The organism is Thiorhodovibrio litoralis (genome assembly GCF_033954455.1).
Taxonomy (GTDB): Bacteria; Pseudomonadota; Gammaproteobacteria; order Chromatiales; family Chromatiaceae; genus Thiorhodovibrio; species Thiorhodovibrio litoralis.
The window spans coordinates 1759442-1785514 of the sequence record NZ_CP121473.1 but is presented as its reverse complement, the minus strand read 5'-3'; the positions used below and the strand labels follow the sequence as shown (position 1 = coordinate 1785514).

The window sequence follows — 26073 nt, the reverse complement described above, 5'->3', positions numbered from 1 at the left end:
ACCAATCCCACCCCACCAAGCCAACCCCACCAAGCCAACCAAAGCGAGACCCACTGATGCGCGTCGCCGTCAGCAGCCAGAACTTCCGCACCATTACCGGCCACGCCGGCAAAAGCCGCCGTTTCATCCTGTTCGACATCGACACCGACGGGCAGATCACTGAACGCGAGCGCCTCGACTTGCCCAAGGGCATGAGCCTTCACGACACTCGCGGCCCCGAGCATCCGTTGTTTGAGCAAGGCCTGACTCATCTCATCACTGGTGGCGCTGGCGAGCGCTTCGGCGAGCGCATGGCCGCCAATGGCATCACCGTCATCCAAACCAGCGAGCCCGAGATCGAGCCCGCACTCAAGGCCCTCGCCGCCGGCGAACCCCTGCCGCCTGCGGCGCCCCACGAACATTAATCTCGCGATAAAAGAGCAGCATCCGGGTTCCGCACCCGGACCCTGCGTCTGAAGCCCAACCGGCTGGCAAGTCAGCCCCGTTCATTCACGGGGGAGGCTTTCAGCATGAGCATCCGCTCACCATTTGAATCCGCCAGACTCCCCTAGACTGGCGCCCACTCCTTAGCCCCGCCCCAAACACCCATTGTCAGCAGGCTTTTGCATCAAGCATTTCCAGACCACCAAGATAGGGCTGCAATGCCTTGGGGATGCGAATGCTGCCGTCAGCCTGCTGGCCGTTTTCAATCAGCGCGACCAGGGTGCGGCCGACGGCGAGGCCGGAGCCGTTTAAGGTATGCAGCAGTTCGGGCTTGCCGGTGTCGGGGTGGCGATAACGGGCGAGCAGGCGACGGGCCTGGAAGTCAGCAAAGTTGCTACAGGAGGAGATTTCTCGGTAACACTGCTGGCCGGGCAGCCAGACTTCGAGATCGTAGGTTTTGGTGGCAGAGAAGCCGAGGTCGCCAGTGCATAGGGTGACAACGCGATAGGGTAGCTCCAGGCGCTGAAGAATGGTCTCGGCATGGCCGGTGAGCTGTTCGAGCGCGGCCATGGACTCTTCCGGACGCACGGCCTGCACCAACTCGACCTTCTCGAACTGATGCTGGCGGATTAGGCCGCGGGTGTCCTTGCCGTGAGAGCCGGCCTCGCTGCGGAAGCAGGGGGTATGGGCGACGAAGCGACGCGGCAGGCTGTCGGCCTCCTGAATGCTGTCGCGCAGCAGGTTGGTGACCGGCACCTCGGCGGTCGGGATGAGATAAAAATCCCGCTCGCCGGGAATCTTGAACAGGTCCTGCTCGAACTTCGGCAGCTGCCCGGTCCCTTCCAGGCTGGTGGCATTGACCAGGTAAGGCACATAGACCTCCTGGTAGCCATGCTCCTGGGTGTGGATATCGAGCATGAACTGCACCAGCGCGCGTTGCAGCCGCGCCATCGGGCCGCTGAGCACCGCGAAGCGGGCGGCGGCGATGGTGGCGGCGCGGTCGAAGTCCATCCAGCCGCCGGCGGTGCCAAGGTCAACGTGGTCGCGCGGGGCGAAGTCGAAACTCCGCGGCTCACCCCAACGGCGCTCCTCGCGGTTGGCGCTCTCGTCCGCGCCCTCGGGCACGCTGGCATCGGGGAGATTGGGCAGCCCAAGCGCAATGGCTCGCAGCTGGTCCTGAATCTCGCCAAGATCAGTGTCGAGCTGTTTCAGCTCCTCGCCAAAAGCACTGACCTCGGCTTTGAGTGGCTCGATGTCCTCACCGGCGGCGCGCGCCTTGCCGATAGCCTTGGAACGAGTATTGCGCAGATTCTGCAGCTCCTGCACCCGCACCTGCACCTGTTTGCGACGGTCTTCGAGCGCCTGAATGGCCTGGGTATCCAGCGCGAAACCACGGCGCGCGAGCTGCGCGGCGACTTGATCGAGCTCCGCGCGTAACAGTCGGGGGTCCAGCATAGTTCTGATTGAATCCTGTTGCTTTTCTGATTACTTTTCTGATGTGGGCGACGATAGAAATCTGGGTGAAGATGGAATTCATGAGCCTTAGGCCTGTTGATCCAGCTGGGCTGGCTCGACCATCACATTCCAGGAGACCAAGTGTCCCGGCTCGACGAAATCGCGAATGCGCTCGACGGCCACCCGCGCCCGCTCGGGGCGGTCAAAAAACTCGAGCACCAGCGGCAGGTCGGCAGACAAATCGAGCAGGCTCGCGCTGTGCACAACGCCTGACTTACCGAAACCAGCAACGCCGCGCATCACAGTCGCGCCGCAGACGTGCAACTCGTCATGCAGGCATTTGAGCAGCGCGTTGAGCTCGCGGTCCGACTCCGACAAATAAACCCGCACCATGGTGGCTTCGACCAATGTCATTGTGGCAGCCCTCTGTTGGCTTGGTGACCTCTAACAGTCGAAAAACCTATCACATTGTCCGTGCCGCGACCATGCCGAGCCAGCAGGCGCCGAGACACAGCAGCACGCTGGCGCCGATATTAAGCAGCGCGCGCGCCATCTCGCCCTGCTCTAACAGCACCAGAGTTTCGAGCGAGAAGGTTGAGAATGTGGTGAATGCACCAAGAAAGCCGATTAGCAACGCCGAGCGCCACTCGCTCGCCACGGCGCTGCGCTCGATAAAGAGCACGAACAGCGCGCCCATCAGCAGCGAACCACCGAGATTAACGGCCAGGGTTCCCCAGGGAAAATCCCGGCCGAGCAACCGGTAGACGCCGGTCGATACCCCAAAACGTGAGACAGCACCCAAGGCACCGCCGGCAGCAATGGCACCTAACTGCAGGAATGCGGCCATGAAAAATGTCGCAACATCTGATGGATGAACTTGTGCGCCAGTTCCTTGCGTGGCTTGACTTTATCGGACGCACATTATAACCATGGGATGCAGGCTCCGCCGGCTCTTTGTGCGACCCCGCTGTTTGTGCGACAAGCCGCAGACGCAGCCCCTGGCACAAGTGAACACCGGATGCTCCTCGACCAAAATCGCGGTATTGACCCAGATGCGACTCGATAGTAACGACATTTCCCAAATCCGCCACGCCGCGGAGGCCCGCTTTGGTGTCGGGAGCGAGATCTGGCTATTCGGCTCCGCCCTTGACGACGACGCCCGCGGTGGCGATATTGACCTCTATATCGAACCGACCGCGCCCCTACCCGAGAATTTGCTGTTAGCCCGTCAGGCTCTAGGTCGCGAGCTTGAGCGCGGTCTGCACCGACCGGTGGATGTGCTGGTTTGCCGAGAGCCGCTGACAGCCTTCATGCGTCAAGCCCGAGCGGAAGGCCAGCGCTTATGACGCCGCGCCAAGAGGTTTTAGCAGAAACGCTGAACGCCATCCATGTAGAAACCCCCTCCATTTTATCCATGGTCGAGCACTTGTGCGCAGCAGCAGACAGGGTCACCTGAGGGACCGAATCGCCATTCCGCAATCAGCGCTCCGCAAGCAACATGGCACGCACGGGCGCGGGGTGGCCTTCGATAGTGCGCTTGGGGTCGGCGGGATCGAGGAAATCGGTCAGGGATTGAAAGCGCATCCACTCGGTGCGGCGTTGCTCCGCACTGTCAGTCGGTGTGATATCAACCAGGTCAACATGACAAAAGCCTGTCTCACGCAGCCACCTTTCCAAGCAAGAAACGCTCGGAATCGCATAGACATTGCGCATCTGCGCATAGCGCTCGGGCGGCTCTAACACGGTGTCTGCTGAGGTCTCAAGTACCAGGGTCTCGAGCAGCAGGCGCCCGCCGGGGCGCAGCAGTTGTTTCAGAATACGCAGATGCTGCAGCGGGTCGCGGCGGTGATAGAGCACCCCCATCGACAGCAGTAGGTCGACGCCCGGCCCCAAGTCCTGCAGGTCGTCATCGGCCAGGGGCAGCACCGCGAGACGCTCGCTGCGAAGGAAGTGATTCACTGCCAGAAACTGGGCGATGAAGCGCAGCCCGGGGTCGATGCCAAGCACCAGGCGCGCGCCAGCGCCGAGGGCGCGATAGCCGTAATAGCCGTTGCCGCAGCCGATATCGAGCACCACGGCACCGTCCAAAACACCACCAAGCGCACGCGCCAGACGCGCCCATTTCCAATCCGAGCGCCATTCGGCGTCGATGGTGATGCCATGCAAACAGAAAGGTCCCTTGCGCCACGGGTGCAGGGTCATCAGCGCGGCGCGCAGCTCAGCCTGCTCGGCTTCACGCATCGGCCGCTCGGACTGCGCGCCGACGCAAGGCTGATCAAGGCACACCCTCTTTGCCGTGACATCAGGCAAAGCGCTGATTGCATCCATCCATTGCGGCCAGTCACCGTGCCGGGGCGCGGCCAGCCGGGACTCGGTAAGCGCGCGCAGATGCGGCACCCAATCCGCAGCGGCGCTCTGCTGCCAGTGCACGAAAAAGGGCTCGAACAGGCTGAGATCCAGGTTGCCCATGCTAGGTCCAAGCGGCCCAGGCGACGAAGTTCAGACATTGGAACCATTGCACGACATGCGCGAAGCCGGCTGCCTGCAGGCGCTCTCGGTGATCAGCCGCTGTGTCGAGGCGCATCACCCGCTCAAGCGCGGCGCGCTTGCGGCTGATCTCGAGCTCGGAATACCCATTGGCGCGTTTGAACTCAGCATGCGAGGCCGTCAGAAAATCCTCGGCCGCGGCATCCGCGCTGCGCACCTTCTCGGCCAGCAACAGACCGCCGCCTGGCTCCAGGCGCTGGCGCAGCCGTTGGAGCAGCACCAGACGCTGCTCGGGGCGAATAAATTGCAAGGTGAGGTTCAAGACCACAAGACTGGCACCGCTGGTATCGACTTCCAGAACATCCGCGCAACGCGGCTCGAGCCGACCCGAGGCGATTTCCGCTGCCATGCGCTGGCTCAGTCTGTCGATCATGGCCTGGGAATTATCGACCGCGACCAGGCGCAGGTCGCTGTCCTGATGATGGGCGAGCAGCGCCGCGCTGACGGCACCAAGCGAGCAGCCAAGGTCGAAACAGCGCGCGCCGGGGCTCAAGAATCGCCCGCCAACCAAAGCCATGAGCGCCACCAGATCCCGATAGCAGGGCACCGAGCGCGCGATCATGTCAGGAAAAACCTGCGCTACTGAGGCATCGAAGCAAAAATCCCCGGGCGCAGCATCGGATGCAGCGTAGAGTCGGTCGCGGGTGTCATCTGCCAAGGCGGTGGTCATCCGTCAAATTCCGGCAACACAAGAGGGTGTGAAGACTGCTAGCATAACGCGGCTATTATTGATGCAGGAAACGCCGATGATGCTTAATGATGCCGCCGAGTCCCAAGAATCCACCACTGATGCAGCTCAAGCCGAAGATGAAGCTGCTGTCGGCAATGCACTGACAACGCTTGACTCGAGCCAGATTGATCCGATCCAGCCTGATTCGATCCAGCCTGATTCAAGCTATCAGGCAGACGCCCCCCCGTCTGCCGCCGAGCAAATCGACCTCGATGATCCCACGATCTACTTGAATCGCGAGCTGACCTGGCTCGCGTTCAACCGGCGCGTGCTGCATGAAGGCCAAGACGCGCGCACGCCCTTGCTGGAGCGGGTCAAATTTCTGGCCATTGTCAGCAATAACCTCGATGAGTTCTTCATGAAGCGCATCGGCGGGCTTAAGCAGCAGCTTGCCGCCGGCGTGCATTCGCGCACCATCGACGGGCGCACGCCCGATCAGCAGCTCGCTGAGTGCGGCGCCGTCATCGCCGAACTGCAGGAGGAACAGGAACAGCTCTACGACGCACTGATGCAGGAGCTGGAAGCGCACGACATTCGCCTGGTCGCCATCGAGACCCTGCCCGAGGATGCCCGCGCGCGGCTGCGCGAGCACTTCCGCACCGATATCTTCCCGATGATCACGCCGTTGGCGATGGACCCGACCCATCCCTTCCCGTTCATCTCCAACCTGGCGCTCAATCTGCTGGTGCGGCTGCGCTACCCCGGCGGCAACGAAACTTACATGGCGCGCATCAAGGTACCGGTCAGCAAGGATGTGTCCAAGCGGCTGATTCAGGTTGATAACGTCAATACCTTCGTCACCCTCGACGATTTGATCAAGCACAATCTCGACATGCTGTTTCCCGGCATGGAGATCGAGAGTTGCGAGCTGTTTCGCGTCACCCGCAACGCCATTGTCGAGCCCGAGGCCGAGGCGGCGAACGATCTGCTGGAGATGATCGAGACCGAGCTGCGCGAGCGTCACTTTGCGCCCATCGTGCGCCTGCAGGTGCAGGCCGGTATGGACCGGGTGCACCGCGGCATGCTGGCGGCGGAGCTGGGCCTGAATGAGGCCGAGGATGTCTATGAAGTGGCCGGCATGATGGCCAAGCGCGATCTGTTCGAGCTCGCCGGACTCAAGCTACCCGATCTGCATTACAAAACCCATCGCCCCGGGGATCACCCGCTGCTGGCGAACGACAGGCGCAATATTTTCCATGTGATCCGCGAGAACGGGCCACTGCTGTTGCAGCATCCCTATGAGTCCTTCTCGACCACGGTGGAGCGTTTTCTGGCTACTGCCGCCAAGGACCCCAAGGTGCTCGCGATCAAAATGACGCTGTATCGCACCTCGGCTGGGGCCATTCTGGACTCACTGATCGTGGCCGCGCGCAATGGCAAGCAGGTCGCGGTCTTGGTGGAGCTCAAGGCGCGCTTCGACGAGGCGGCCAATATCGGCTGGGCGCGCCGGCTGGAATCCGAAGGGATTCATGTCACCTATGGCGTGATGGGCCTGAAAACCCACAGCAAGCTGATCTTTGTCGTGCGCCGCGATTATTCCCAGCTAAGGCGCTATTACCACATCGGCACGGGCAACTATCACGCCGGCACCGCCAAGCTCTACACCGACTTGGGCATGCTCGGCTGCGACGAAGAGATCGGCCAGGATCTAACCGAACTCTTTAATTATCTGACCGGCTATTCTCCGCCGCCGAGCTATCGCAAAATTCTCGCCGCCCCCTACACCCTCAAGCCAGGGATTCTCAGCCGCATCCAGCGCGAGATTGAGCACCACCAGCGCGACGGCGGTGGACTGATCCAGATGAAAATGAACGCGCTTGAGGACCCAGACATCACCCGAGCGCTCTACAAGGCCAGTCGCGCCGGCGTGAAGGTGGATTTGATCGTGCGTGACACCTGCCGCTATCGCCCCGGCCTACCGGGCCTGTCCGAGACCGGGCGGGTGGTGAGCATCGTCGGGAGATTCCTCGAGCACGGGCGGATTCTGTACTTCCGCAACGGTGGGGAGGAAGAATATTTCTTCGGCTCGGCCGACATGATGCGGCGCAATCTCGAATCCCGGGTGGAAGTGCATGCCCCGGTCGAAAACCCGGAACTGCAGCAGGAGTTGCGCCTCATTCTCGACGTGCAGTTGGCCGATACGCGCTCCGCCTGGGACATGCAGCCTGACGGCACCTATGTGCAGCGTCAGCCCAGCGATGAGAACACCAAGGGCGCGCAGGACCTGGCGATTCAGGTCGCCGAGAAACGCTTGGCGGCAGCCGCCAAGCACAAGGAAAAGACCCTGCGCTCGCGGCTACTCAGCCATTTCGAGCGTCGACTGGCGGCGAATCAGTCCTAGTCCCGACGCGTCACCCCGTCCCCCGTCTGTGAGTGGGGCGTCAGGCAGCCTCGGCCTGGTGCCCCTCGAGCTTGCGCAGCAGCGGATACAGGTGCTCGGTCTCGCGCTGAATGCGATCAAGCACCAGTCCGAACATCTGCTCGGTCTCGCTCAGAAAATACTGATGGTCGCGAATACGCAGCCGGCGCTGGGGCTCAGAACACCATTCCTTGAGATAGTTATTAAAAATCCGCTTGATCTCGGTGGAGCCCGACAGAAAGCGGCTGGCGGTGTTCTTGACCGATTGGTCGGGGTAGGAAATCAGTCGCCCGCAAAGTTCGCGATCGACAAGCTCGATATGTTCCTTGACCTTGCTTGTGTACTCAAAGAACACGTCACAAGCGGTCGCGGTGTCGCACATCTCGCGATTCTGCACCAGGTACAGGAAGATGTTTGAGAGCTCGGTGATTTTGTGGTTCTGGGCGTGAAGCTGAGAGAAGGCGATCATAGGCAGATCCTCCATTGATTCGGCGGCAATCTGGTCGGCTTGTCATGGGCGATGGCACTCAGATCAATTAAACGATCGAGTCAACACAGATCAACAAAGCCATGCAGTCGACCTTATTATAAGGCTCTCCATGATCGCCAGCCTCTGCAATGAGCCTGCGATCATCGAGTCATGTCTCGCTAGTTTGACACAGGATGGCCGCTGCGGCCAGCAGTGGAAAACCGCACTAGACAAACGGTCTTCACCGTGCTATGCGGCCCCTCTGATACGGCCTAGGCCCGACACGGACTCAGCCTGATGCGGCATCAACCCCCGATGCGGCTTCGATCATCGCATCGAGCCGTTGGCCAGGCGGCACCATCGGCAGCACATTCTCGGCCTTGTCGATCCAGACATCCACCAACACGCTGCCTTCCTGCTCCAGCGCCTCGCGGATGCTCTCGCGCATTCCAACAGGCCCACGAATGCGCTGTGTTTTGAGCCCCGGGTAGACGTGACTAAGTCCGGTCAGGTTCGGGTACTGGCGGCGACAGGTCTGATCGATGGTCATGCAGTCCGGATCGCAATCCGCCGTTCGCGCCAGACAGGTCTCGTAATGGTGGCCGCCGTCCATCATGTCCTCCCATTGGCGGACCATGCCGAGAAAGCTGTTGTTAAGCACGAACATTTTGATCGGAATCCGGTGGGCGACAATGGTCGCCAACTCCTGAATATTCATCTGGAAGCTGCCATCCCCGTCCACCAGCACCACCGGCTTGTCCGGATTGGCAAACCAGGCGCCGATGGCCGCTGGCAAACCAAACCCCATGGTGCCTAGCCCACCTGAGCTGATCCACTGCCGCGGGCGCTGGAACCCGTAATACTGCGCCGCCCACATCTGATGCTGACCAACACCCGTGACCAGGGTGGCATCGCCGGCGGTCAGCTCCGAGAGCGCATTGATGACGGCCTGCGGCTTGATGTAATCGCCTTGTTCATAAGGCAAGGGCATTTTGGTGCGCCATTCGGCAACGCGGGCCATCCAGTCCGGATGCCGCGCCGGCAATCCGCTTGCCAGCGCATGCTCGAAAAAATCCTCGAGCGAGGCGACCAGGGCCAGATCGGTCTTGATAGTCTTGTCGATCTCGGATGGATCAATGTCGACATGGGCGATACGCTTGCCAGCGGCAAACCCCTTGACTGCGACCCGGTCGTCGAAGCGCCCGCCCAGCGTGAGAATGAAATCGGCCTCGCGCAAGGCATAGTTGGCCGGAATGCTGCCATGCATGCCAGGCATGCCGAGTGCGTGCGGCGCAACCATCGGCATGGCGCCTAAGGCATTGAAGGTGGTGGTGACGGGCGTGTCGAGGCGCTCGGCAAACTGCCGCAGCATCTGCGACACACCGGCGTGAATCACCCCCCCGCCGGCTTTGATCACCGGGCGTTCGGCGGCGGCTAGTGCGTGCAGAATCCGGTCCGCGGCCTCGGCATCGAAGGGATAGGGCGCGCGATGTCGCACCCGGGGCTGGTTCGGTTGATCGAGCAGAGCTAGTTGCGCGTCCTTGCAAATGTCCACCACCACAGGGCCAGGGCGTCCCGAGCCGGCAAGCGCGAAGGCCTCGCGCAGCGTCCATTCAAGGTCGGCAACATCCTTGACCAGATAATTGTGCTTGGAAATCGGCCGCGTCATGCCCAGGGTGTCGACCTCCTGAAAGGCATCGCTACCGATCGCCGCGCTCGAGACCTGACCGGTGATAAACACCGTCGGGATCGAATCCTTGTGGGCGTCGGCGATGGGCGTGGCCAGATTGGTCGCGCCAGGGCCAGACGTCGCCAGCGCCACCCCGATGCGACCGCCAGCGCGAGCATAGCCTTCGGCCGCATGGCCGGCCCCGCCTTCCTGGCGGCAGAGGATGAAACGCGGCACGCGCTCACCGCGGCGCATCCGTTTGTTGAGCTCGACATGGAGCGGAATCACGGCGCCGCCGGTGTGGCCGAAGATGAAATCAACGCCCAGATCGTTCAGCACATCGAACAAAATAGCCGCGCCACTGCGGCGCGCTGAAGCAGAAACCGTCATGAAAACCCTTTAGACCCCGAAAGCCGATGGAGGGGCCGATCTAGCGGCAAGAAAAACTCGAGTTTAGCGCCTCAACCCAATGGTGCCTAGACGCCCGCGACTGGCACCGCAACCGGAACCGCTCATGCTTCGACATCATGCATTGCCACGACGGGGCAGCTATATCGCGCCTGTGTGCTCCGGTAAGAACTGACTTTATGGTGGGTCAGCGTGGCTGCAGCACCACTTGCTCGGCATGATCATCGATCGTCACGCGGAAGCGCCCGAGCACGCTCATGCCGAGCAGACCGTTGCGGCCAAGGCGGCTATCGTCCAGGAAGGCCACAGCCACATCGGCAATCCGCCTTCCGTTAAGCCACACGGCTGGCAGACGCCCGTAGCGCGCCTGCACCCGGCCATTTGCGGTTTGCACCTCTCGTGTGGTTAAACCAGTGGCACCGAGCCCGAGTTGTGTGACCATGGATGCAGGCAGCACCAGCGCATCCGCACCGGTATCAATCAAGAGTTCCGCCGACAAGCGCCTGGCACCCGCCCCTTCGAGCTCGACACTGACCAGATGCTGGTTACCCTGCCGGCGCGTTGGCAACGCAATATCACCCAACTGCGCCGGGACGAGCGGCGCATGGAGCTGCGTCGGCATCGCGGCCGGAACAGCGCCTTTTGGCCCCATAATCAACAAACGCTCCACGCCCCCGCCGGGACCTTGGATGATGATGTGATCGAAGCCTTCCAGAAGCGCCCGCAGTTGTTGATAGAGCGGCCCTTCAATCTGCCGCCCGCGGCTTTCCTCCAAGTGCTCACTGCCATCAACGCGAAATCCATGCGCATTGGCCAAGCGCGAAACCTCGGCACTCAGATCGACCGAGGCGGAGAAGCTCTGCACCGGGCTGAGGCAAGTCACCAACACCAGCACCCAAGTGATCAGCCGCCGAGATCCAAGTCGCGAGCGCGCGAGAGCAGGACCGTCCAAGCCTGCTCGGTTCCGGCCCGTGAGCCCCCAAAAGGCCAGGCGCGCGCCCAACCTTCGATTGGCAGATGCTTCCTCAAAAACCTGCATGGCATTTCACTTGGTTGTGAGTCTGAACCGAGCGCTGATATATTAGGCGTTTTTGGCGCCTTTGGCACAGGGTAGAATGTTGGGGCGGTCTCGGCGCTTCGCCGCGCAAGGCCGCCTTGTTGTTTCTGCTCTTCGCAGATCCACTGCCTGTCAAATGTACCAAACGAATTTTCCTGGCAATTTTTTCAGGGAAATTCTTCTAGGCAAATTGCCAGCTAAATTTGCGAGCTAACGTGCTCGATTAAGTTCCCAGAATTCAAAGAGTATCTGACGCGACATGGGCCAATCTCTGATGCCAACCTATGCCCGCCTGCCGATCACTTTCACCCATGGTGAGGGTATCTGGCTGTGGGATACCGAGGGGCGCTGCTACCTGGACGCGCTCTCCGGGATCGCCGTGTGCGGGCTTGGGCATGCGCACCCTGCGGTGACAGCGGCGCTGTGCGAGCAGGCCGGGCGGCTGTTGCATACCTCCAATCTGTATCAGATTGAGGCACAGCAGCAGCTTGGCGACCGCCTCACGCGCCTTGCCGGCATGGACCGCGTCTTCTTCGGTAACTCGGGTGCCGAGGCCAATGAGGCCGCGATCAAGCTCGCCCGCTTGCACGCGCACCACCGCGGCATCGGCGACCCGACCATTCTGGTCATGGAGTCGAGCTTTCACGGCCGCACCCTGGCCACGCTCACCGCAACCGGCAACCGCAAGGTCCAGGCCGGGTTTGAGCCACTGGTGCAGGGCTTTGTGCGCGTTCCCTACAATGACCTCGACGCCATCGACAAAGTGGCCGCGAATCGCACCAACATTGTCGCTGTGCTGGTTGAGCCCATCTTGGGGGAAGGCGGCGTGGTGCTGCCCGCGGGCGACTATCTGGCTGGCCTGCGCGAGCGCTGCGACCGGCATGGCTGGTTGCTGATGCTCGATGAGATACAGACCGGCATGGGCCGCACCGGGCGGCTGTTCGCGCATCAGCATGCCAGAGTGCAGCCCGATGTGATGACCCTGGCCAAGGGGCTGGCCAACGGCGTGCCCATTGGCGCCTGTCTGGCGCGCGGCGCTGCGGCTGAGGTGCTGGGACCGGGCAGTCATGGTTCGACCTTCGGTGGCAATCCGCTCGCCTGCAGGGCCGCGCTGGCCGTGCTGCAAACACTGGAACAGGAAGATCTTGCGGCTCAGGCCGCACGCCAGGGCACCGCGCTGCAAGAGCGGCTGCGCGCTGCGCTTGGCGATCTGCCCGGAGTGCGCGACATTCGCGGGCTCGGCCTGATGATCGGCATCGAGCTCAAGCGCGACTGTCCCGAGCTCGTCCGCCAAGCTCTCGAGCGCGGACTGCTGATCAATGTCACCGCCGGGCGGGTCGTGCGCCTGCTGCCGCCGCTGATCATTCGCGATGATCAGGTCGCTCAACTGGCCGACGGGCTGTCCGACCTGATTCGCAAGTTCCTCGCCCAACCGCTGACAGAGCCTGCGGAGTAGCGCCATGGCCCAATCACCAGCCCAGCTGGCAGCCCAGCCAACAGCCCAACGGGTGCGGCATTTTCTGACGCTGCTTGATCTCTCCGCGCAAGAAGCGCAGGCATTGATCGATCGCGCTCAGGTGCTTAAACGTCTGTTGCGTGAGGGGGCCGATTATCTGCCGTTGAAACAGCGCACATTGGCGATGGTGTTCGAGAAATCCTCGACCCGCACGCGGGTCTCTTTTGAGGCCGGGATGGCCCAGCTTGGCGGTCACGCGCTTTTCCTGTCGCCTCGGGATACGCAGCTCGGACGCGGCGAACCCATCCCCGACAGCGCGCGCGTGCTCTCGCGCATGGTCGATGCGGTCATGATCCGCACTTTTGCGCAGGAGACGATCGAAACATTCGCCGCCTACTCGCAGGTGCCCGTCATCAATGGACTGACGGATCGCTGTCACCCCTGTCAACTGCTTGCTGACATCCTGACCTACCAGGAGCATCGTGGCCCGATCCGCGGACGTCGTGTTGCCTATATCGGCGATGGCAATAACATGTGCCACTCTTATATCAATGCCGCGCGCCTGTTCGACTTCGAGCTGCGCATCGCCTGTCCGCCCGGTTTCGAGCCGGACCGCGATTTACTTGACGCCAATACCGAACGCTGCCGGCTGTCGCACGACCCAGCCACGGCGGTTGCTGGTGCCGATCTGCTTGTCACTGACGTCTGGGCCAGCATGGGGCAGGAGGAACAGGAATGCGAGCGCCGCCGCGCCTTTGCCGGCTTCTGCATCGACCAGGCGCTGCTTGCGCGAGCCGATCCGGATGCGCTGTTCATGCACTGCCTACCCGCCCATCGCGGCGAGGAAGTCAGCGCGGACGTCATCGATGGCCCTCAATCCGTCGTCTGGGACGAGGCCGAAAACCGTCTGCACGCGCAGAAGGCATTGCTGGAATTTCTGCTGGTCGGTTCCCCGCCGGTCCATGCTTGACTGGAGTCTTAACCGCCATGTTGAACCGAGTTGAAACCTTTCGCCCTGAATTTCGCCCCATCCGACGGACATCCGGATTGCAAAGGACGGCGCCTGGGGGAAGCCCTCCTGGAAAATGCCATCAAGGATGGCTCCGGTTTATCCGCTCGGTCCGTGCATTGATCGCAATCGGGCTCTTAGGGTCACCCCTGATAGCGGCGGCAGACACCGCTTACATCACCGATCAGGGCGAATTCAACCTGCGCAGCGGCGAGAGTACCAGCCACAAGATCATCCGGATTCTGCCGAGCGGCTCGGAGGTCGATGTCCTCGGTCAAGACAAAGAGACCGGCTATTCGCGCGTGCGTCTTGAGGATGGCACCGTTGGTTTTGTCTTGACACGTTACCTGCAGGACGGCCCCGCCGCGCGCATTGAGCTCGAGCAAATGCGCGAACGCCTCGAGGAACTGCAGCAGGAGCCCGATCAGATCGCCGCCAAGCTGACCCGCATTGAGGAAGCGCATACGGCGCTCAAACAGGAATACGACACCGTCTCCGAACGCAATATCGAGCTTGAGGAAGCCTTGGCGGAATTCGAGCGCACCTCGGCGAACATTGTCCGCATCAACGACGAGCGCAACCAGTTACAAGAGGATGTCGCCAAGCTCACCCGCACGGTCGGCGAGCTTGAGCAGGAAAATCTTGATCTGCGCGGCGGCGACGATCGGCGCTGGTTTCTGACCGGCGCGGGCGTCGCCGGCGGCGGCTTACTGGTCGGGCTTGTGCTGGCCAGCGCCGGTCTCGGACGCCGACGCGGCAGCTCACGCAATTTATTCTGAGTTCCGGCTCAGGCTTTCGCTACGACTGTCGTCCGGCTGGAACGGACCGACAGCCGATAGCCGATGTCAATCCGCCTCCGCTCAACCGCCAATCTGTGACACATCCCGAACCGCACCGTGCGCGGCACTGGTCGTGAGTGCCGCGTAGGCACGCAATGCGGTAGTGATCGGGCGCTGGCGCTGTGCCGGCTTCCATGCGTGATCGGCGCGGGCATCCATGCGTGCACGCCGTTCCGCAAGCACCTGCTCCGAAACATCGAGGTGAATGCGCCGCGCCGGGATATCGATCTCGATGCGGTCGCCCTCCTCCACCAGTCCAATGGTGCCGCCCTCGGCCGCTTCCGGTGAAACATGGCCGATGGACAGGCCCGAGGTGCCGCCCGAAAAGCGCCCGTCCGTGATCAACGCACAGACCTTGCCCAAGCCTTTCGACTTGAGATAACTGGTGGGATAAAGCATCTCCTGCATCCCGGGGCCGCCTTTCGGGCCTTCGTAGCGGATCAGCGCGATATCGCCAGCGCTCACGCGGTCGAGCAGAATCCCTTGCACGGCATCTTCCTGGCTTTCAAACACCCGCGCGGTGCCGGTAAATTTCAGGATGGATGCATCCACGCCCGCAGTCTTGACGATGCAGCCCTCCTCGGCCAGGTTGCCATAGAGCACCGCCAGCCCGCCGTCGCGGCTGTAGGCTGACTCCAGCCGGCGGATGCAGCCCTGGTCGCGGTCCAGGTCGAGCGCCGGCCATTGCTCGTTCTGGCTGAATGCGTGCTGCGTTGGCACGCCGCCGGGAGCGGCACGATAGCGCTGCACCACCTGTTCGGCATCCGTGCGCATCACATCCCACTGCTCAAGCGCTTGAGCAAAGGAATCGCTATGGACAGTGGGAACATCGCGATGCACCAACCCGGCGCGATCGAGCTCGCTCATGATACCAATGACCCCACCGGCGCGATGCACGTCCTCCATGTGATACTGCTGCGTGGCCGGTGCCACCTTGCACAGATTCGGCACCTTGCGGCTGAGCCTGTCGATGTCGCTCATCGAAAAGGGCACGCCAGCCTCGAAGGCCGCCGCCAGCAGGTGGAGCACGGTGTTGGTCGAGCCGCCCATGGCAATATCCAGCGACATGGCATTCTCAAAGGCCTCGAAGCTCGCGATGGAGCGCGGCAGCGCCCTGGCATCGTCCTGCTCGTACCAGCGTTTGGCAAGCGATACCACCAGGCGCGCGGCTTCCAGGAACAAGTCCCGGCGTGCCTGATGCGTGGCGAGCAGCGAGCCGTTACCAGGCAGGCTGAGCCCAAGGGCTTCTGTCAGGCAGTTCATGGAGTTGGCCGTGAACATGCCGGAACAAGACCCGCAGGTCGGGCAGGCAGAGCGTTCATAGGCGGCGACATCGTCATCGGAGCGCTTGGAATCCGCCGCCGCAACCATGGCATCGACCAGGTCCAGGTGCTCTTCGCGCCCGTCGCGAATCACCTTACCTGCCTCCATCGGGCCTCCGGAGACAAACACCGTGGGGATGTTCAGCCGCAGCGCGGCCATCAGCATGCCCGGGGTGATTTTGTCGCAGTTGGAAATACACACCAGGGCGTCCGCGCAATGCGCATTCACCATGAACTCGACTGAGTCAGCGATCAAATCGCGCGACGGCAAGGAATACAGCATGCCGCCATGCCCCATAGCGATGCCGTCATCAACCGCGATGGTGTTGAACTCCTTGGCCACGCCGCCAGCACGTTCGATCTCCGCGGCGACTAACTGCCCCATGTCTTTCAGATGCACGTGGCCCGGAACAAACTGCGTGAAGGAATTCGCCACCGCGATGATCGGCTTGTCGAAATCCCCATCCTTCATCCCGGTGGCGCGCCACAGTGCGCGGGCACCCGCCATGTTGCGGCCATGCGTTGTGGTTCGAGAGCGATATTCCGGCATCGGTCAGTACCCCTAGTTGCAACGAAGGGGCCACTATTTGCCCCCTCGCGGGAAAAGTCCAGGCTGTTTAGCCACAAGCGCGCAGCAGGCAATCGATCACGCGATCCTGGTCCTGCTCGCCAAGATAAGGATGCATCGGCAGACTCAAAACCCGCCGCGACACCCTACGCGACACCGAGAGATCGTGCCGCACCGGAAAATCTGCGAAGGCAGGCTGCTCGTTGAGCGGAATTGGATAATGGACCGCCGTCGGGATGCCCTGGTCCTTGAGTACCCCGATCACCGCATCCCGGTCATCCACTTGCACCGTGTATTGGGCATAGACCGACAGTTGATCGTCCGGGACAAAGGGCACCAGCAATCCCTGCTCTGCGTCACGGGTAGATGCAGCCCCGCCAGCGGTCAGCCCATCGCAATAGCGCCGGCCGATAGCAGCGCGCCGCTCGACCTCCGCATCAAACCCGTCCAACTTGGCCAGCAGAATGGCGGCCTGCAAAGTATCCAGGCGGCCATTCAAACCGAGCCGCGCATGATGATAACGCCGATCCTGGCCATGGTTGCGGATCTGACGCAAGGCATTAGCAAGCGCATCATCATCGGTAAAGCACGCCCCGCCATCGCCATAACAGCCGAGCGGCTTGGAAGGGAAGAAAGACGTACAGCCGATCTCGCTCACTCCACAGGAGCGCTGCCCAGCACTGGCCGCGCCAAAGCTCTGGGCGGCGTCCTCGATCACCGGCACGCCAGCGTCGCGTGCGATCCTCCGGACTTGAGCGACCGCGAAACATTGGCCATAAAGCGAGACCGGCATGATCGCGCGGGTGCGCTCGGTGATGGCGGCCGAAATCGCCGCCGGGGCGATGTTATAGGAGACCGGATCGATATCGACAAAAACCGGAACCGCCCCCAACAGAGCAATGGTCTCGACCGTAGCCACAAAGGTAAAGGGCGTGGTGATGACCTCGTCTCCGGGCCGGATGTCCAGCGCCATCATGGCGGCAAGCAGCGCATCGGTGCCACTCGATACAGACACACAATGCCCGACACCGACATAGTCAGCGAGTCGCTGTTCCAACTCCGCCACTTCCGGCCCCATCACGAACTGCCCATGCTCGAGCACTCGCACAATTCCAGAATCAATCTTCTCGCGTAGCTGCTCGTATTGGGTTTTGAGGTCGACGAAATTCATTTGCACCAAGCTCTCGTTGCAGAAAGAGTCATTCTTGGGGGCGAGCAGGTCGGCACCAAGCAGCGCAGATTACCATTAGCCTTTAGCTCGGCCAAGCGGCGAGGTCCAGCGCACGTCATCGCGGCATTGACAGCTACTTGCCTATCGGAGTCGCTTCTGACTGCTGGCTGCGACCTGTTGCTGCTATCGGCTATTGTTTGAGGCATTTCACCTCAGCAATCTCACTCAGCTGGCAATCCGGACAGCCGAAACAGACTTCCGATTCATAAACATTGGCTCCGGAACCCGCTGACGTGATGCGCATGTTATTCCCCACCAGCGAACCGCCATTATTGAGCTTGATTTCAAATCGCTTCGCAAGCAGTGAATGGTCCGCATCGTCCGCTAGCGTCTCGCATAAGAAAAACACCACACTCGCGCATGTCGTGAAAGCAAGCTTCTCTGACTGCCATCCATCGCCCGCCTTCTCGGTGACAGGCATCTTGTAGGTCGATTGGTAGCGCATGAGCTTCAGGTCACCGCAATCGCCATCTTTGGTCAGCGGCAGCCATTCGGGCGGCGGGCAACCCTTGGGTTCATCCTCGTTCGCAGGCTCTTCCTGGCATGGAACATTCTGAAAACGCGTTATCCCGTCCGACTGCTCGCACTGAAACACCTCAGCGTTCGCATTCCACGCAATCAATAGACAAAGGGAAAGAAAATATTGCCGCTTTTTCATTGTCATCTCGCTGTCTGCTCGCGCGCTATGGGCAGCGGCAATTAGGGCACGCGTTCGATGATCTGGCGATAGGGAATCTCCCCACGCTGGTGCGCTAAAGGAACGCCGGTTTGCGGATGGCGCAATTCGGGTGCGATCTCAAGTAATGGCAGCAGCATGAAATCGCGCTCGAGCAGACCTGGATGTGGCACGCGCAGTTGCTCGTTTTGGTGCGTTTCCTCGCCGATCAAGAGCAGATCGAGATCAATGGTGCGCGCGCCATGGCGTTCGGCACGTTCGCGCCCGAGTGCCAGTTCGATGCGCTGTGTGCGCGCAAGCAGCTCGCGAGCCGATAACGCGGTGCGCAATGCCACCGCGAGGTTGATGAATTCTGCCTCGGTTGCGCCCCCCCAGGCTTTGGTGCGATAAAGGCTTGAGACAGCCTCGAGGGAAACGCCCGGCAGTGCGCGCAGAAGCGCCAGACACCGCCGGACGTTGCGCAAGGCATCGATGTTCGAGCCGATGGCCACATAGGCCGTGCGCTCAAACAAGGGCCCGGCCGGCTCAACCAGCGGCTTCCTCATGATACTGGCGGATGCGTTCAACCTCGTTGCGCGAGCCAAGAATGACAGGGACGCGCTGATGCAGACCCTCTGGCTGCAGCTCCATGATGCGCTCCTTGCCGATAACGGAGCCACCTCCGGCCTGCTCGACCACGAAGGACATCGGATTGGCCTCGTACATCAAGCGCAACTTGCCGCCCTGCCCTTTCTCGCGAATTTTCGCGTCCATCGGATACATGAACACCCCACCTCGGGTCAGAATCCGATGCACCTCAGCCACCATGGAGGCGATCCAGCGCATATTGAAGTCCTCGCCGCGCGGGCCGTCCTTACCAGCCAGGCATTCGTCGACATAGCGCTTCACCGGAGCGTCCCAGAAGCGCATGTTCGAGGCATTGATGGCAAACTCCCGGGTGTCGGCTGGGATGGTCATCTGCGGATGCGTCAGGATGAACTCGCCGATGTTCTGATCCAGCGTAAAGCCATTCACCCCGTTGCCAGTGGTCAGCACCATCATGGTCGAAGGACCATAGAGCGCGTAACCGGCCGCCACCTGTTGGGTACCAGCCTGCAGAAAGTCCCGCACCGTCGGCTTATCGCCACCGCCCGGGCATTTCAGAATGGAGAAAATGGTCCCGACCGAGACGTTCACGTCGATGTTGGACGAGCCATCAAGCGGGTCGAAGGTCAGCAGGTACTTGCCGCGCGGGTACTCCTGCGGAATGTGGTAGATGTCGTCCATTTCCTCGGACGCCATCGCTGCTAAGTGCCCCGCCCACTCGTTGCATTGCAGGAAAATATCGTTTGACAGCACGTCGAGCTTCTTCTGCGTTTCGCCCTGCACATTCTCACTGCCGGCACTGCCGAGCGCCCCGATCAGCGCGCCATGATTGACCTGATTGGAGATCATCTTGCACGCTGTCACGATATCGTTCAGTAACGCGGTGAATTCCCCGGTCGCGCCCGGCGCATGGTGTTGCTCTTCGCTGATGAACTGTGTGATGGTTTTGCCGTGTGGCATGGTTTGAACCTCTTGAATGGATAACTGGATGTGGATAACTTGGCGTGGATTACTGGGAGGGCGTGGATTACTGGGAGCCCCAAGCGGTATTTCGGGCGCGGCAAAAACCGCGCATTATAGTCGCTTTTTCCGTCAGATTCGACGCCTCGATCACCCTGCATGCCTGTATCATCGGCCAGTCGAGTCCCCCACGTTGCTATTGAACCGTCCCGAAGCCAATGAATCGCAACAGCCTTCCACTGCCCCGCCGCCAGTTCGCTAGCCAGCTTCTTGCTCTCGCGCTTGCCTGCAGCGCGCTCCTGACCTGGGCGCCAGCCACCCTGGCCGGTCCCGTCGAGCAGGTGCTCGCGATGGACCACGCCAGTCTGGTCGTTGGCCCTGCGGGGAAGCGTCTGATCGACAAAGGCGCCAGCGCGCCGATGATCCCCGCCTCGACGATGAAACTGGTCACAGCGCTGGCTGCGATCGAGCGCTGGGGATTGGCTCACCGCTTCACCACCGAGCTGCTGCTTGATGCGAATCAGCGCTTGTGGATCAAGGGAAGCGGCGACCCCTATCTGGTCTCCGAGGAGATCGACCGTCTGGTGCAGGCGCTGGCAGCCCGGGGTCTGGACCAAGTCAGCGGCATCGGGCTCGACGACACGCTCTATGCCAGCGATTTGCGCGTTCCCGGCCGCTCGAGCTCCGACAATCCCTATGACGCGCCCCTGTCGTCGTTGGCGGTCAACTTCAACACCGTTAACCTCGCTGTTGGACCATCCGGCATCCGCAGTGGCGAGCCGCAAACCCCGCTAACGGCAACCGGCCGAACCTTGGGCGCGGGACTCGCCGCGGGCACCCACAGGCTGAACTTGGGCACGCGCGCGCGCGCACTGGCGCAGTTCGCCGAGTTGCTGACCGCGAAGCTCGAACAAGCGGGTATTCAGGTCAGCGGCGACTGGATAACGGGCCGGACGCCCGCGAGCGCGAAACCTCTGCATCTGCATGCCAACAGCCGTTCGCTTGAGCAGGTCATTCGCGACATGCTCAAGTATTCCAACAACTTCGTCGCCAACAATTTGTTTCTACTGCTTGGCGAGCAGCAGGGCACCACCAGCTTTCCCCAGGCACAGCGAAAAATTGAGGGCTGGGCACGGAGAAAATTCGGCTGGAAGGATTTCCGCATCGAAGATGGTGCCGGTCTCTCGCGCGGCAACCGCCTGAGCGGGGAGCAGATGATGCAACTCCTTGGTGCCATGGCTCAGTACCGCGACCTGCTGCCCGCAAAGGACAACGAGCCCCGCGTGCGCGCCAAGACCGGCACCCTGAGCGGGGTCAGTTGTTACGCGGGCTTCGTCCAGCGCCCGGAGGGCTGGGTGCCCTTCAGCCTGATGATCAATCAGGCCGCACCCTATGATCTGCGCCTGCGCGTGGCACGCGCCTTGGCCGATGCGCCGACGCTGTCAATGCTGGGGCGAGGCGGCCCTCAGTGAATGAAAAAAACCAGAGGCTCAGGTCCGCCAGCCCCCAGCCACCAGGCCTGCGGACGCTGGGGCACGCGCGGGCGCTGCTGCTTTCGCTCGCGCTCGCGATCACCTCCGGCTGCCAGACCACGGGCCCGACGCCTCAGGCGCAACCACCGCTGACCGCAGCGCCCGCAACTCAGTCCGCTCCCGGACTGATGCCGGATGCTCCCTCTCGCAAAACCCGCGGCGGCTATCCTTCCCTCGCGCCCATGCTGGCGCGCATCACGCCGGCGGTGGTCAATGTGTCTGTGGTCTCCGAGGTGGCGATCGAAGACCACCCCTTTTTGCGCGATCCTGAATTCCGGCGCTTTCTGGAGAGTTTCGATATGCCCCTGCCACCCGCCGGCGGCGGCACTCACAAGCGCCGCAGCGTTGGCTCGGGTTTCCTGATCGACAGCCGCCGCGGCCTGGTACTAACCAATGCGCATGTCATCAAGGACGCCACCGAGATCACCATCACCCTGAAGGACAGGCGCAGTTTCAAGGCACGTTTGATCGGCCGCGACCCTGCCTCGGACACCGCGCTACTGCGCATTCCTCCGGTGGCCATCAAGGGGCTGAAATGGGGCGATTCCGATGCGCTGGAGGTCGGCGACTTCGTCATCGCGATTGGCAATCCCTTCGGACTCGGACAAACGGTCACCTCAGGCATCGTCAGCGCCCTGGGGCGTTCCGGCATCGCCGGCGACCGGCTGGGGGATCTGATTCAGACCGATGCGTCGATCAACCCGGGCAATTCCGGCGGCCCGCTGATCAACCTTGGCGGCGAAGTGGTCGGCATCAACTCGGCCCTGCTCGGCCCCAGCGGCGGCAATGTCGGCATCGGCTTTTCCGTGCCCAGCAATCGCGTTCGCCAATCACTCAGGCGCATCATGGCGCGGACGGATTCGGCGATTCACTAGCGCCGGCGATGCGCTCAAAAGCGCTGCTCATGTGCGCCTGATAACCTGACTCCAGGCGCTCGATGAGAAAGGCCGCAATCCCCTGCTGTTCGGCCAGCGCCAGTCCGTCCTCCGGGCCCAAGACCAGCAAAGCGGTAGCCAGCGCATCGGCGCGCATGCAACTTTCATCCAGCACGGAAACCGACGCCAACAGGTGATCGACCGGGCGTCCCGTGTGGGGATTGATGGTGTGAGAATAGAGCTTGCCGTCCTGCTCGAAGAAATTGCGATAGTCGCCCGAGGTGGCCATGGCGACGTTATTGAGCCGCACCACCCGAAACACCGCGCGCGCGCTGCTCTCCGGGCGCTCGATAGCGACACGCCAGGGCCGTTCGGGATGCTGGCCAGCCCCACGCAGCTCGCCACCCACTTCAACCAGATAATCGCGAAAACCCCGATCTGAGAGTATCTCGGCCAGCCGGTCCACCGCGTAGCCTTTGGCAATGGCCGAGAGATCGACATAAAGCCCGGGCACCGTCTTGCGCAGCGCCGGCGGATCGGTGCGCACGGCGAGCTTTGCATAGCCCGTTTCATCAAGGGTTTTGGCGATTGCCGCGGGGGTGGGCACGCGCTCCGGGGGGCGCTCGGGGCCGAACCCCCACAGGTTGACCAAGCGCCCGACGGTCACGTCGAAGTCACCATCACTCAGCCGACTGACCCGCTGGGCCTCCACCACCACCCGTGCCAACTCGGACGGCACCGGGAACCAATCGTTTGCCTTCGACCGATTGAAGCGAGACAGGTCCGAGGCCGGATCATAGGTAGACATTTCCGCGTTGATCCGCTCGAGCTCTCCCGTGATTGCCTGCTGCAAGGCATCGCGATCAACATCTGCCGGCGGCTGCGCGATCTGCACCGAGTAACTGGTCCCCATGGTGCGACCCTGGAGTTCCAGGACTTGCGCCTGATCGGGCGCCCCACAGGCGCACAGCGACAGGGCTGCAACGAGCAGGACCATCAACCTTAGCCTGTTCATTGCTGAGCAGCACCAGGGTTGAACAAGGTCAGCTCAGTACCGGGATCAAAGCGGCGCGGCCAGGCGTTCGGATATTTCCGGCGAATACCGATCAGATTGTTGGAGACCTCCTGGTTGCTCGAATACAGCCCCTGTATGACCGCGATCATCCGACCCTCGGGGCCAGAGTCGAAGAAATACAGCGACTGACCGTCTGTGCTCTTCTCCCGAGCAAACTTCTCCGCGCTCTCTTGCTGCGCGAAGGCGCCGAGTTGGATGCCATAGCGCACCGAGTTCAGCACCAGACTGTTGCTCGCGCGGGCGTCGGTGCTTGCGGGCGATGCGGATGTCGCCGCTGGTGCCGGCGCGGATGCATCGGCAGCGTCCCGCGGCGCTTCGCTGTCCGCGGTGGCGGCATCTTCCAGGGCTGGCTGCTCGTCTGTCTGGGTCGCGTCCCGGTCAGCGTCCTGGTCATCACTTTGGTTGAGGGGCGCCGAGGCAGCCGCAGCACTCTCATCGGTGCCGGGCTGGGAAATATCCTCAGCCGCGGACGGCGCATTCATGCTGGACGGCGGACGGCTTGCCAGTAAGTCAGACAATCCCGGCACAGGCTGCCTCCTTGCCAGCAGCGCGGCTTCCGGGGTGCCTGGTGCCGGCGCTGCGGACCCGCTGCTGTTTAATGCCGCGAGATATTCTGTCAGGGCGGTGGCCTGCTGTTCGAGCCGCATCAGGCGCTGATCCACGCCCTCGAGATCGCCCTCGATGACCGCCAGCCGGCCCTCGACCTCGTGCACCAGATCGGCTGCCAACACGGTCGCAGGCTCCGGTGTTTCCGTCTCGCCATCTGTAGCGCTGCCGAGCACCCACCAGCCAACGCCGAACAGGCTGAATGCGAGAGCGGCAACAGCGCTTAAGCCAAGGATCATCTGGCGTTTGGTCTGGTGCAACTGCCGGGCCAAGTCCCCAGACGCGCTGTCCGACGACGGCGCATTTCCAGCTGAATGCACGGACACGGATTCCTCCGAAACGGCATCCTCCGGCAGCAAATCCCTGAAGTCCGAGGCGGCAAGCCGTTCCGAAGCGGGTTGCGATGAGGGCTGGCTCTGCTCTTGTTCTGCTGGCTCGGGCTCGGGCTCGGGCTCGGGTTCTGGTTCTGGTTCCGGCTCTGGTTCCGGTTTTGACTCTGGGTCTAGCTCTGGCTGTCGGCTACCTGCTTCGGCCGCTTGTTCCTGTGGTTCTGGCTCTGCCTGGCTTGGAGACGCGAGCTCCTCTGGTGCCAGTTCGTCTCGCTGATCCTCAGCAGGAGATTGATCTTCCGTTTCTTCCAAGCTCGTGAAAAGATCGGCCAGTTCCTCCGGCTCGGTCAGGTCGATGGGCTCATCATCTTCTGGCAGCGGCTCGGCGGTTTCGGTTTCATCTGGCAATTCCCAGCCTTCGTAGGTTTCTCCAGCATCCCTGATGTCATCGTTCGGCTCCGCCATCGCGGCATCCTCCTCGGGCGCGCTTTCTGATTGCTGCGAAAAAGACTCAGCGACAGAGGCTTCAGGCATCGCCTCAGATTCGAGCTTCTCCTCGGCTCTGGGCTTCTCATCAACGCCGAGCATCTCATCGCCGTCTAGCATCTCCACAGCTTCGGGTATCTCCTCAGCTCCAGATCCCTCCTCTTGGAATTCCTCGATTTCCTCCGGCGAGGCTGATCCCTGAAGCTCTCCCGGATCGCCGAGGGCGAGAATCTCGCTGGCAACCGAAGCGATCTCCTCTTTGTCCGCCGCGCTAACAAGAACACTAGCTGACGCTCCAGCGGAGGGCGCTTCCGGCTGTGGTTCCAGTTCTAGTTCCAGCTCAGGCTCAGGTTCGGGCTCCGGCTCGGGTTCAGGCTCTAGCTCAGGCTCTAGTTCAGGCTCTAGTTCAGGCTCTAGTTCAGGCTCTAGTTCAAGCTCTGGTTCAGGCTCTGGTTCAGGCTCTAGTTCAAGCTCTGGTTCTGGTTCTGGTTCTGGTTCAGGTTCAGGTTCTGGTTCTGGTTCTGGTTCTGGTTCTGGTTCTGGTTCAGGTTCTGGTTCAGGTTCTGGTTCAGGCGCTGGTTCAGGCTCTGGTTCGGGCTCTGGTTCGGGCTCTGGTTCGGGCTCTGGTTCGGGCTCTGGTTCGGGCTCCGGCTGGGGTTCAGATTCTAATTCCTGGTCGGGTAAATCCTGCCGCATCTGCTCATTACCCAAATCACTTTGCCCGACCTCATCCTCGGATAAACTGGCAATATCCCGGGCGCTGTCGAGATAGTCGGCCAGTTCCTGCTCGGCGCGTTCGCCCAACACTGAAAACTCTCGCAAGGTTTTCTGTGCATGCAGCAGGCGCTTGTCGAGTCGCTCGAGGCGAGGCTGATCACTCGGGTCGGTGGCAAGATCATCGACGCCGTTGATGAGCATCTGAGTCTCGAGACGCAGGGCCGCGAGTGCGCATTGCATGCTTGGCAGGGCGGCAATGCCGGTTTCTGACGGCACCTGGATCGGCACCTGGATTTGCCCGGCATCGTCCTCGCTTAGGTCCGAGCCGAGCGCCGAATCGGGTGCGGAATCGGGCTCCGCATCGGCGGCGGGCAGCATCGCAGCGGGTAGGCGGGCGTCGCTGTCGATGATCTTCTCGAGCGCGCGCTCGGCGGCATCGAGAAAGGCGCTCAAACGGGCCTTGATGCCAGTCGCATTGACGCCGGTGCGCGACTCGGCATCAAATGCCGGCTCTTGCGCCGCGTCGAGCTGGTCCGCGCGGCCACGCAGCATATTGAGGCCTGTCATGACGCGCGCTACCGTCTCGCCATTCGTCGCCTGTTCCGGCGTGGCGGCCGCACCTTGGCGTTGTGTTTCGTCCCGCATCCCGGACCCCGTGGGCTTGTTACTGGATCAAAGCAGTCGCTCGCA

23 protein-coding genes are annotated in these 26073 nt (G+C 61.9%); 8 read left to right on the top strand and 15 right to left on the bottom strand.

The genetic code is table 11. The features are described 5' to 3' along the window. The first annotated feature begins 56 nt into the window (after positions 1 to 56). Positions 57 to 404 carry a NifB/NifX family molybdenum-iron cluster-binding protein gene (locus Thiosp_RS07830; protein ID WP_201064211.1) on the top strand — a complete coding sequence of 116 codons (348 nt, stop codon included), beginning with the start codon at positions 57 to 59 and terminating at the stop codon, positions 402 to 404. A gap of 187 nt (positions 405 to 591) precedes the next feature. Here the strand turns inward: Thiosp_RS07830 and serS are convergent, their stop codons facing one another. The 3 genes from serS to crcB form a co-directional block, all read right to left on the bottom strand. Further along, on the bottom strand, positions 592 to 1878 hold the full coding sequence (serS, locus tag Thiosp_RS07825; RefSeq protein ID WP_201064209.1) for a serine--tRNA ligase: 1287 nt from the start codon (positions 1876 to 1878) through the stop codon (positions 592 to 594). Positions 1879 to 1965: 87 nt separating this feature from the next. Continuing rightward, positions 1966 to 2292 (bottom strand): DUF190 domain-containing protein, encoded by a 327-nt coding sequence (locus Thiosp_RS07820; RefSeq protein WP_201064207.1) that lies wholly within the window; start codon positions 2290 to 2292, stop codon positions 1966 to 1968. Positions 2293 to 2341: 49 nt separating this feature from the next. Then, on the bottom strand, positions 2342 to 2725 hold the full coding sequence (gene crcB, locus Thiosp_RS07815) for a fluoride efflux transporter CrcB (protein WP_201064205.1): 384 nt from the start codon (positions 2723 to 2725) through the stop codon (positions 2342 to 2344). A gap of 205 nt (positions 2726 to 2930) precedes the next feature. Here crcB and Thiosp_RS07810 point away from each other — a divergent pair, with 205 nt between their 5' ends. Further along, the gene (locus Thiosp_RS07810; protein ID WP_201064203.1) at positions 2931 to 3224 is read left to right on the top strand and encodes a nucleotidyltransferase domain-containing protein; all 294 of its coding nucleotides are present in this window, start codon (positions 2931 to 2933) and stop codon (positions 3222 to 3224) included. A gap of 133 nt (positions 3225 to 3357) precedes the next feature. Here Thiosp_RS07810 and cmoB read toward each other — a convergent pair whose 3' ends face one another. Both cmoB and cmoA read right to left on the bottom strand, forming a co-directional pair. Beyond that, entirely contained in the window at positions 3358 to 4347 is a 990-nt protein-coding gene (cmoB, locus tag Thiosp_RS07805) for a tRNA 5-methoxyuridine(34)/uridine 5-oxyacetic acid(34) synthase CmoB (RefSeq protein WP_201064201.1), read from the bottom strand. 1 nt (position 4348) lies between these two features. After that, complete coding sequence (gene cmoA, locus Thiosp_RS07800; RefSeq protein ID WP_201064196.1) at positions 4349 to 5095, bottom strand: carboxy-S-adenosyl-L-methionine synthase CmoA; 747 nt, start codon at positions 5093 to 5095, stop codon at positions 4349 to 4351. Between the two features lie 76 nt (positions 5096 to 5171). On the opposite strand from cmoA, the gene ppk1 reads away from it, so the two are divergent. Beyond that, positions 5172 to 7496: a polyphosphate kinase 1 gene (gene ppk1, locus Thiosp_RS07795; RefSeq protein ID WP_242518323.1), complete on the top strand. Its 2325-nt coding sequence runs from the start codon at positions 5172 to 5174 to the stop codon at positions 7494 to 7496. A 40-nt stretch (positions 7497 to 7536) separates the two neighbouring features. Here ppk1 and Thiosp_RS07790 read toward each other — a convergent pair whose 3' ends face one another. From Thiosp_RS07790 to Thiosp_RS07780, 3 genes are all read right to left on the bottom strand, one after another. Beyond that, entirely contained in the window at positions 7537 to 7983 is a 447-nt protein-coding gene (locus Thiosp_RS07790; protein ID WP_201064192.1) for a hypothetical protein, read from the bottom strand. Positions 7984 to 8272: 289 nt separating this feature from the next. Beyond that, positions 8273 to 10042, bottom strand: coding sequence for a biosynthetic-type acetolactate synthase large subunit (gene ilvB, locus Thiosp_RS07785; RefSeq protein ID WP_201064191.1), 1770 nt, complete (start codon positions 10040 to 10042; stop codon positions 8273 to 8275). A gap of 205 nt (positions 10043 to 10247) precedes the next feature. After that, on the bottom strand, positions 10248 to 11012 hold the full coding sequence (locus Thiosp_RS07780) for a retropepsin-like aspartic protease family protein (protein WP_201064185.1): 765 nt from the start codon (positions 11010 to 11012) through the stop codon (positions 10248 to 10250). Between the two features lie 364 nt (positions 11013 to 11376). Here Thiosp_RS07780 and Thiosp_RS07775 point away from each other — a divergent pair, with 364 nt between their 5' ends. The 3 genes from Thiosp_RS07775 to Thiosp_RS07765 all read left to right on the top strand — a co-directional run bounded on the left by Thiosp_RS07775 (position 11377) and on the right by Thiosp_RS07765 (position 14361). Further along, entirely contained in the window at positions 11377 to 12573 is a 1197-nt protein-coding gene (locus tag Thiosp_RS07775; protein ID WP_201064183.1) for an aspartate aminotransferase family protein, read from the top strand. A gap of 4 nt (positions 12574 to 12577) precedes the next feature. Next, complete coding sequence (gene argF / locus Thiosp_RS07770; RefSeq protein ID WP_201064182.1) at positions 12578 to 13543, top strand: ornithine carbamoyltransferase; 966 nt, start codon at positions 12578 to 12580, stop codon at positions 13541 to 13543. Between the two features lie 158 nt (positions 13544 to 13701). Then, positions 13702 to 14361 (top strand): TIGR04211 family SH3 domain-containing protein, encoded by a 660-nt coding sequence (locus Thiosp_RS07765; RefSeq protein WP_201064180.1) that lies wholly within the window; start codon positions 13702 to 13704, stop codon positions 14359 to 14361. Between the two features lie 81 nt (positions 14362 to 14442). On the opposite strand, the gene ilvD is transcribed toward Thiosp_RS07765, so the two are convergent. The 5 genes from ilvD to Thiosp_RS07740 all read right to left on the bottom strand — a co-directional run bounded on the left by ilvD (position 14443) and on the right by Thiosp_RS07740 (position 19763). Continuing rightward, a complete protein-coding gene (ilvD, locus tag Thiosp_RS07760) occupies positions 14443 to 16293 on the bottom strand; it encodes a dihydroxy-acid dehydratase (RefSeq protein WP_201064178.1) in 1851 nt (616 codons plus the stop codon). 67 nt (positions 16294 to 16360) lie between these two features. Continuing rightward, entirely contained in the window at positions 16361 to 17482 is a 1122-nt protein-coding gene (locus Thiosp_RS07755; protein WP_201064176.1) for a DegT/DnrJ/EryC1/StrS family aminotransferase, read from the bottom strand. A 190-nt stretch (positions 17483 to 17672) separates the two neighbouring features. Further along, positions 17673 to 18206 carry a hypothetical protein gene (locus tag Thiosp_RS07750; RefSeq protein WP_201064174.1) on the bottom strand — a complete coding sequence of 178 codons (534 nt, stop codon included), beginning with the start codon at positions 18204 to 18206 and terminating at the stop codon, positions 17673 to 17675. Positions 18207 to 18241: 35 nt separating this feature from the next. Then, entirely contained in the window at positions 18242 to 18763 is a 522-nt protein-coding gene (gene folK, locus Thiosp_RS07745; protein ID WP_201064172.1) for a 2-amino-4-hydroxy-6-hydroxymethyldihydropteridine diphosphokinase, read from the bottom strand. After that, complete coding sequence (locus Thiosp_RS07740) at positions 18744 to 19763, bottom strand: class 1 fructose-bisphosphatase (RefSeq protein WP_201064170.1); 1020 nt, start codon at positions 19761 to 19763, stop codon at positions 18744 to 18746. The genes folK and Thiosp_RS07740 overlap by 20 nt, the downstream gene beginning before the upstream one ends. Before the next feature lie 218 nt (positions 19764 to 19981). On the opposite strand from Thiosp_RS07740, the gene Thiosp_RS07735 reads away from it, so the two are divergent. Both Thiosp_RS07735 and Thiosp_RS07730 read left to right on the top strand, forming a co-directional pair. Beyond that, positions 19982 to 21235 carry a D-alanyl-D-alanine carboxypeptidase/D-alanyl-D-alanine-endopeptidase gene (locus Thiosp_RS07735; RefSeq protein WP_201064168.1) on the top strand — a complete coding sequence of 418 codons (1254 nt, stop codon included), beginning with the start codon at positions 19982 to 19984 and terminating at the stop codon, positions 21233 to 21235. Further along, the gene (locus Thiosp_RS07730) at positions 21232 to 22170 is read left to right on the top strand and encodes a trypsin-like peptidase domain-containing protein (RefSeq protein ID WP_201064166.1); all 939 of its coding nucleotides are present in this window, start codon (positions 21232 to 21234) and stop codon (positions 22168 to 22170) included. Before Thiosp_RS07735 ends, Thiosp_RS07730 begins: the two co-directional genes overlap by 4 nt. Here the strand turns inward: Thiosp_RS07730 and Thiosp_RS07725 are convergent. Both Thiosp_RS07725 and Thiosp_RS07720 read right to left on the bottom strand, forming a co-directional pair. Next, the gene (locus Thiosp_RS07725; protein WP_242518320.1) at positions 22139 to 23167 is read right to left on the bottom strand and encodes an FAD:protein FMN transferase; all 1029 of its coding nucleotides are present in this window, start codon (positions 23165 to 23167) and stop codon (positions 22139 to 22141) included. The two genes, Thiosp_RS07730 and Thiosp_RS07725, sit on opposite strands and share 32 nt — an antisense overlap. Positions 23168 to 23181: 14 nt before the next feature. Continuing rightward, positions 23182 to 26028, bottom strand: coding sequence for an SPOR domain-containing protein (locus tag Thiosp_RS07720; protein ID WP_323696966.1), 2847 nt, complete (start codon positions 26026 to 26028; stop codon positions 23182 to 23184). Positions 26029 to 26073 lie beyond the last annotated feature (45 nt).